The following is a 6,854-nucleotide window of genomic DNA, read 5'->3' as shown; positions in this document are numbered from 1 at the left end:
AAGCCCGGCGATTGGTCCACAAACTGCAGGATGCCGTCCTGAGTCTGCTCCATGATGTCGGCCGATTCACCCAATGTGCCATAGGGGAACAGCTGGATCTCGTGATCCGAGTTCGCCTCGATCTCTGCCTTGAATTTCTGCGCATAGACGCCCTGCACATCGGTCATTGCCTCTTCAAAGGCATAGCGCCAGGTGTCCGCCTGCGCGGCACTGCCTGCCAGGGCAATCCCCGCTGCCGCAAGGGCACCGAAGGTGATTTTGACAGTTTGAGCCATGTTTTCCTCCCAAGTCTCTTGGGTGCCTGCGCACCGCTGCGACAGGTTTGAGAGGGATTGTACTGCATGTCAATTTTTTTATTGTTGCAGGACAATCAGTATGTGAAAGGCGCAATCCCCTCCGGCGGGCGGCCCAGCATTCCGGCGATCAACTCCAACGCTTGCCTGAAACGCACCAGATCCTGGATGCTGCCAAGCGACAGACGCACAGCATTCTGCGGCGGTGTCTTGGGGGGCAGAAACGGTGCATCCGGCGCCACCGCGACTTTCAACTCACGCGCGTAAGACACGAAACTGCTGGTGCTCCAGCCCTTGGGCAGCGGCAGCCATAGATGCAATGCCGAGGGGTGGCCCTGCCAGTGCCAGTCTTTCAGCACCTCAGCGGCGATGCCATGGCGCTCGGCCAGCGCAGACCGCTGCCACTGCGCCAGCTCCAACGCGGTGCCGTCCTGCACCCAGCGGGTGGCCAGTTCGCACATCAGCGGCGTCGCCATCCAACCAAACACGACAATCCGCCCGGTCAATGCCGGCAGCAGATGCTCCGGCGCCGCCATGTAACCTGCGCGCAGCCCCGACACAGTGCATTTGGTAAAGGTGGTCAAATAGATTGAACGCTCTGGCGCAAGAGCAGTAACCGCCACCGGACGCCCCTCGGCCACCGGACCAAAGGCATCGTTTTCGATGATGTGCAGATCGTGTTTACGGGCGACATCCACCAGCGCGCAGCGGCGTTCCTCAGGCATCATACCCGCTGTCGCGTTGGCCAAGGACGGAAGCAAAAACAACACTTTAGGGTTGCTTTCCTGGCAAAACCGCTCAAGCGCGTCCGGAAGAATACCATCCGCATCCACATCAACCCCCGCAAGGTTCAAACCCAAATAAGAACACCCGGAAACCAGCAAATGATGCGTGACCTTGTCTGACACCACCGTGTCGCCAGGCCGGGTCAGCGCCGACAGCGCCGCTGACATGCCATGACTGACCCCATTGGTCATAATGATCCGCTCCGGCGGCACCTCCAAACCGCAATGCCGCAGCCATTGCGATCCGGCGGCACGGTGGGCGTCATGACCGATATTCGGGCGGCAGGACAGATAGTAGCTCGGGTCCAACCCCTCCGGCAGTTCCCTCAGCGCTTGTTCGAACCGCTCAGCATGCTGCTGCGAGAATGCCGGGCGTGAAATCGACAGGTCGAAACCGCCGCCCCGCTCAGAGCTCAGCTGAAACGGCTGATCGTTGGACTTGTCAGGATCCAGAACGTAGCTGCCCCGGCCGACCTGGCCATCAATCAGCCTTTGCCGCCGCAAACTTTCATATGCCTTGCTGACGGTGTGGACGCTGAGGCCGAGATCATCGGCCATTTTGCGATGGGTCGGCAGCTGCGTCCCCTTCGGCAGCTTGCCGTCTGAGATTGCCTTGGCAATGGCCAGCGCAAGGCTCGCATGCAGGGGGGAGGTCAAGGCGGAGGGATCAGGATGCCAAATTGTCATGCGACATTTTACAAGTGATGACCCCGATTTCGCAATACAATTTCCACACAGCTGCCTCCCAAACGCAGGCAATGATCCAACTGCTGGCTTTGCAATGGCCAGTTTCGGCTGCCAATTGATGCGATGGCCGGCACTCCCCTCCGCCATCCTAGCCCGCTAGCAGCTCCAATGCGCGAGATATCAGAAAATCCGGACGGGCCGGTCACGCCAGTTTCAGCACCTGCTCGATTACATATTCGGTCTGCGCTTCAGTCTGAGCAGGCCCGATCGGCAGGCTGATCACCTGCGCAGCCAACGTCTCAGAAACAGGGAACGCACCCTTGCCATAGCCAAGCCCGGCATAGGCGTTCTGCAGATGCGGCGGTTTGGGGTAGTGGATGACGGTGCCGACTCCTGCAGCCTCCAGCCGGGTGCGGAAAGCATCCCTGTCCGGATGGCGCACCACAAAGAGGTGCCATACCGGGTCCGCCCATTCCGGCACCGCAGGCAGTACCAGTCCGGCCACTGACAGTGCGTCCAGGTAACGGGCGGCAATGGCCTGGCGGCGGGTGTTCCAATCATCGAGCACTTGCAGTTTCACTTGCAGCGCCGCTGCCTGTATCGGATCCAGACGGCTGTTCTGGCCAGCCAGCTCATGCTCGTATTTAACCGCCGAGCCATAATTGCGCAGCATCGACACCCGCTCTGCCAGCTCCGGCGAGGTGGTGGTAAACCCGCCGCCATCCCCTAGCGCACCCAGGTTCTTACCCGGGTAAAAGCTCCAGCAAGCGGCCTCGCCGAAGCTGCCGATCCGCTTGCCTTTGTATTTGGCGCCATGCGCTTGGGCGGCGTCCTCCAGAAGGTGCAGCCCGTGCTGTCCGGCCAGCTCAATCAGCGGATCCATGTCGGCTGGCTGACCATAAAGATGGACCGGAATGATTGCCTTGGTGCGGGACGTGATGGCAGCGGCCACCGCCTCCGGGCCGATGTTGTGGGTGGCTTCCAGCGGTTCCACCGGAACGATGGTTGCACCGCAAAAGCTGACTGCCAGCCAGGTTGCAATAAATGTGTTCGCGGGCACGATCACTTCATCGCCCGGGCCGATCCCCATTGCCTTCAGCGCAAGGATCAGCGCGTCCAGGCCGTTTCCAGTGCCCAGGCAATGCGGCGCACCGGTGTAACGGGCAAAACCGGCCTCAAATGCTTCCACCTCAGGACCCAGAATGAAGTACCCGGACCGCACAACCCGCAGCACAGCTGCCTCCAGCTGGTCCTGAATTTCGGCATGGGCACCCGCAATATCGAGTAAGGGAACCTTCATGCCGCACCTACGGCGTTTTTGAATTCATCATAGTCGCGGATGTAATCCGCTTCGTCATAAACTTCGGAGGTCAGCACCATGCAAACCGCCCCGGAGGAGAAGTTGTCGAGGTAGCGCCACATCATCGGGCAGACATACAACCCGTAGTAGGAGCGGTTCAGATGGAAACGCTTGGTCGCAAAACCGTCGTCCAGCAGAATATCGAAACTGCCTGACATGCAGATTATGAACTGATGCAGCGCCTTATGCGCGTGCTCGCCGCGGTCAGCCCCGCCCGGCACGTCATACAGGTAATATACCCGTTTGATATCAAAGGGGATATGGTTGCCGCCCTCAACAAAGGTCAGGTTGCCCCGCACATCTGTTATCTTGGGCAAGTCAATGATTTTGCAGTCAGTCAGAGGCACGGAAACCGCCTTCGCATTTGAATGTCCCTTGTGTATATGCATATCTGAACCGGACCAGCAAGCAGCGTCGGCCGCCAGGGCCGCCTCAATCAAGGACAGAGTCCCTCCCATGAGCAAAAAGCTACTGATCATCGGTGCGGGTGAATTCGCCGACATCGCCTATGAGTATTTCACCGTCGACAGCGACTATGAGGTTGCGGGTTTTGCGGTGGAGGCAGAGTTTCTGAACGAGGAAGATAAATTCGGCCTGCCGGTGGTGGCGCTGGAAACCGTGGAGACGGTTTTTCCCGCCTCCGAGGTCGAGGCGCATGTGGCGGTGACTTCAACCAAGTTGAACAGGATCCGTGCGCGGCTGATCGAGATCGCCCGCAGCAAAGGCTACAATCTGGCCAATTTCATCAGCCCTCATGCCATGGTCTGGCGCACAGCAGAGCTGGGCGACAATGTTTTCATCTTTGAAAACAACGTTGTGCAGCACGGGGTCAAAATTGAAAGCGGCTGCGTCCTGTGGTCGGGCAATCACATCGGCCACCAGACCCGGATCCGCGAACACTGTTTCCTGGCGTCGCATGTGGTGGTCTCGGGCTATTGCGATATCGGCGCGCGTAGCTTTGTCGGAGTCAATGCGACCTTTGCCGACAATGTGAAAATCGGCGAGGACAGCTTTGTCGGCATGGCCGCCGCCGTAAACAAGAGCTTTGAAACGCCGGGCCAGATCCTGAACGGCAACCCGGCGGAGCCTGCGAAAGTGTCCTCTTACCGTTACTTCCGGATCAAACAGTAACATGGGCTGGGTCAAGAAAGGGCTGGTGTTTGCCCCGGACGGAAGCCAGGACTGGGCCAGGCATTCCTTTATGACACCCTGCCCCTGGCAGCGGGACGAGGACACCATACGTCTGTTCGGCGGGATGCGGGATGATCAGGGGATCAGCCGGATTGGCTGGATCGACGTCGATGCCTCCGATCCTTTGCAGGTCAAGGCTGTGTCCGAACAGCCCGTGATCGGGCTGGGGGCGCCAGGCATGTTCGATGACAACGGCATGATCCTGGGCGACATTCTGGAAGTCGCAGAGGATGAGCTGCGGCTGTATTATGTCGGCTTTCAGCTGGTGGAGAAGGCCAAGTTCCTGGCCTTCACCGGGCTGGCCATCAGCCGTGACCGGGGCAACAGTTTTGAGCGGGTGCAGCAGACGCCGGTCATCGACCGCTGCCCTGAAGGTGCTTTTATCGGTGCGCTGCATTCCATTGCGGCGCTGCCCGATGGCACTTACCGGGCCTGGATTTCCCGCGGCTTTGGCTGGCAGGACATCGGCGGCCGGCTGTTCCCGCAATATGACTGCTGGACATTGACCAGCACAGACGGCGTGCGCTTTGACAATGCAACCGCGCAGCGGATTATCCCCCCCGCCCCGGAAGAATACCGCATCGGCCGCCCGCGGGCGAACCAGCTGCCGGACGGATCCTGGGAACTGCGCGCGACCTCGGACACGCTGTCAAAGCAGTATGCCAGCTTCCGGTTCATCTCTTCCGACGGGGTGAGCTTTACCCGGACCAGCGACGAGGAACTGCCGCGCGGGACCGCAGGTTCCTGGGACGGTGAGATGACCTGCTATCCGGCGCGGATCGACACTCGCCAGGGCCGCAGCTATCTGTTTTACAATGGCAATAACATGGGCGCGACCGGCGTGGGTGTTGCCTTGCTTGAGGATTGAACCGTGGCGATTGAGGTACAGCGCTACGCAGCTGAAAACGCCACCGATTGGGATGTTTTCCTGAAGGCATCGAAAAACGGCACCTTCCTGCTTCAACGCGGGTTCATGGACTATCACGCCGACCGCTTTCAGGATCATTCTCTGATGATCCATGAAGACGGCAAGCTGCTGGCGGTGCTGCCCGCCAATGCCGATGGCACGGCGCTGAATTCCCATGGCGGGCTGACCTACGGCGGGGTAATTTCCGGCACCAAGATGAGTGCGGAGCGCATGCTTATGGTTTTTGAGGCGCTTGCCGCCTATTTGCGCCCCGCCGGGTTCACCGAGGTGAACTACAAAGCCATCCCCTATATCTATCACCGCCAGCCGGCCGATGAAGACATCTATGCGCTGTTCCGGCAGGGTGCGCAGGTTGTACGCACGGATGTGTCAGCCACCATCGCAGTACCGCGCCGCCTGCCCTTTGGCAGCGGCAAAAAAGACGGGTTGCGCAAGGCGCGCAAGGCCGGGCTGGAAATCCGCGAAAGCACCGATTGGAGCGCCTGCTGGGCTCTGCTTAGCCAAGTTCTGGACGACCGGCATAATGCGCAACCTGTGCACAGCGAGGCGGAAATCCGGCTTCTTGCGGACCGTTTTCCTGATCGGGTCAGGATGTTCGGTGCCTTTGACGGCGATCAGATGATCTCCGCCCTGGTGATCTTTGACTGCAGCCAGACCGTTCACGTGCAATACATCGCCTCGTCTGACCTAGGCCGCCAGAAAGGCGGTGTCGACATGATTGTTCACTACTTGCTGGACGCTGTTTTTACCGGCAGGGCGTGGTTCGACTTTGGCATTTCCACTACCGATCAGGGCCAGGCTCTGAATACCGGGCTGGCCAAACAAAAAGAGATGTTCGGCGCCCGCAGCACGGTGTATCAGCAGTACCGCTGGCAGCTCATCTGACGAAGCTTCTGCCGTCCGGACATCTGACAGAGGATGCGGCCGGCAGAATTAAAGGACATGCAATGACACATAGACCCGCAGCCAGTTTCATCCTGCTGTCCTATTGCCAGGAAGACACTATTGCCGAGTCAGTGCAGTCCTTGCTGGACCAGGATTGCGAACCGATCGAGATTATCATCTCGGATGATGCCTCCACTGACGGGACGTTTGAAAAGATCAAACAACTCGCCGAAAGTTATTCCGGCCCGCACCGGATTATGGCACGTCGGAACGACACCAATATGGGCGTCAACCGCCATATCGAACATGCTATCGCCCTCGCTGCCTCCGACCTGATGATCTGGACCGCCGGCGATGACCGCAATGCCCCCAACCGCGCCCAGCGGGTTATCGACAGCCACCGGCAAACCGGCGCCAAACTGCTCTATTCGGATGCGGAAACCGTCGGCCCGGACGGAGAACCCGGCGAGAACGCCTACCGCCGCGCCCTGTTCTACAAGGACTTCAGCACTGAGGACGCGGCCACTGCCTTTTCGCTCTACCTGGGGGCAACTGCTGCATGGCACAAAGACCTCTATCGCAAATACGGCGGTTTTCCCAAAGACCGCGCCTATGAGGATCTGATCCTCGGCTTCCGCGCCCTGCTGGAGGACGGCCTGCACTACATTCCCGAGAAGCTGGTGATCTACAAGGAAGACGTCGGCATCTCAGCCCAGCTGACCAAG

The 6,854-nt window shown here is 59.5% G+C and carries 7 protein-coding genes and 1 pseudogene; 4 read left to right on the top strand and 4 right to left on the bottom strand.

Annotated elements, in window-relative coordinates:
• The 4 genes and pseudogenes from A2I95_RS24300 to A2I95_RS24285 all read right to left on the bottom strand — a co-directional run.
• Positions 1-275, bottom strand: a pseudogene (locus tag A2I95_RS24300) (C4-dicarboxylate ABC transporter); the annotation flags it as partial.
• A 95-nt stretch (positions 276-370) separates the two neighbouring features.
• A complete protein-coding gene (locus A2I95_RS24295) occupies positions 371-1,735 on the bottom strand; it encodes a PLP-dependent aminotransferase family protein (protein ID WP_291733989.1) in 1,365 nt (454 codons plus the stop codon).
• A 232-nt stretch (positions 1,736-1,967) separates the two neighbouring features.
• The gene (locus A2I95_RS24290; protein ID WP_291733987.1) at positions 1,968-3,065 is read right to left on the bottom strand and encodes a DegT/DnrJ/EryC1/StrS aminotransferase family protein; all 1,098 of its coding nucleotides are present in this window, start codon (positions 3,063-3,065) and stop codon (positions 1,968-1,970) included.
• Entirely contained in the window at positions 3,062-3,472 is a 411-nt protein-coding gene (locus A2I95_RS24285; RefSeq protein WP_291733984.1) for an FdtA/QdtA family cupin domain-containing protein, read from the bottom strand. The genes A2I95_RS24290 and A2I95_RS24285 overlap by 4 nt, the downstream gene beginning before the upstream one ends.
• Positions 3,473-3,581: 109 nt before the next feature.
• Here A2I95_RS24285 and A2I95_RS24280 point away from each other — a divergent pair, with 109 nt between their 5' ends.
• The 4 genes from A2I95_RS24280 to A2I95_RS24265 form a co-directional block, all read left to right on the top strand.
• Positions 3,582-4,256, top strand: a complete 675-nt coding sequence (locus A2I95_RS24280) for an acetyltransferase (RefSeq protein WP_027257878.1) — start codon at positions 3,582-3,584, stop codon at positions 4,254-4,256.
• A 1-nt stretch (position 4,257) separates the two neighbouring features.
• A complete protein-coding gene (locus A2I95_RS24275) occupies positions 4,258-5,184 on the top strand; it encodes a hypothetical protein (RefSeq protein ID WP_027257877.1) in 927 nt (308 codons plus the stop codon).
• A gap of 3 nt (positions 5,185-5,187) precedes the next feature.
• On the top strand, positions 5,188-6,129 hold the full coding sequence (locus tag A2I95_RS24270; protein WP_291733979.1) for a GNAT family N-acetyltransferase: 942 nt from the start codon (positions 5,188-5,190) through the stop codon (positions 6,127-6,129).
• A gap of 62 nt (positions 6,130-6,191) precedes the next feature.
• On the top strand, positions 6,192-6,854 hold a 663-nt coding region (locus A2I95_RS24265), incomplete at its 3' end, for a glycosyltransferase (RefSeq protein WP_291733977.1).

This window comes from Leisingera sp. F5, from assembly GCF_001593695.1.
This window is presented reverse-complemented; position numbering and strand designations above follow the sequence as displayed.

What these genes read in the sequence shown, in the direction of transcription:
- A2I95_RS24290 (WP_291733987.1), bottom strand. Translation starts at nt 3,065, where the DNA reads ATGAAGGTTCCCTTACTCGATATTGCGGGTGCCCATGCCGAAATTCAG.
- A2I95_RS24280 (WP_027257878.1), top strand. Translation starts at nt 3,582, where the DNA reads ATGAGCAAAAAGCTACTGATCATCGGTGCGGGTGAATTCGCCGACATC.
- A2I95_RS24275 (WP_027257877.1), top strand. Translation starts at nt 4,258, where the DNA reads ATGGGCTGGGTCAAGAAAGGGCTGGTGTTTGCCCCGGACGGAAGCCAG.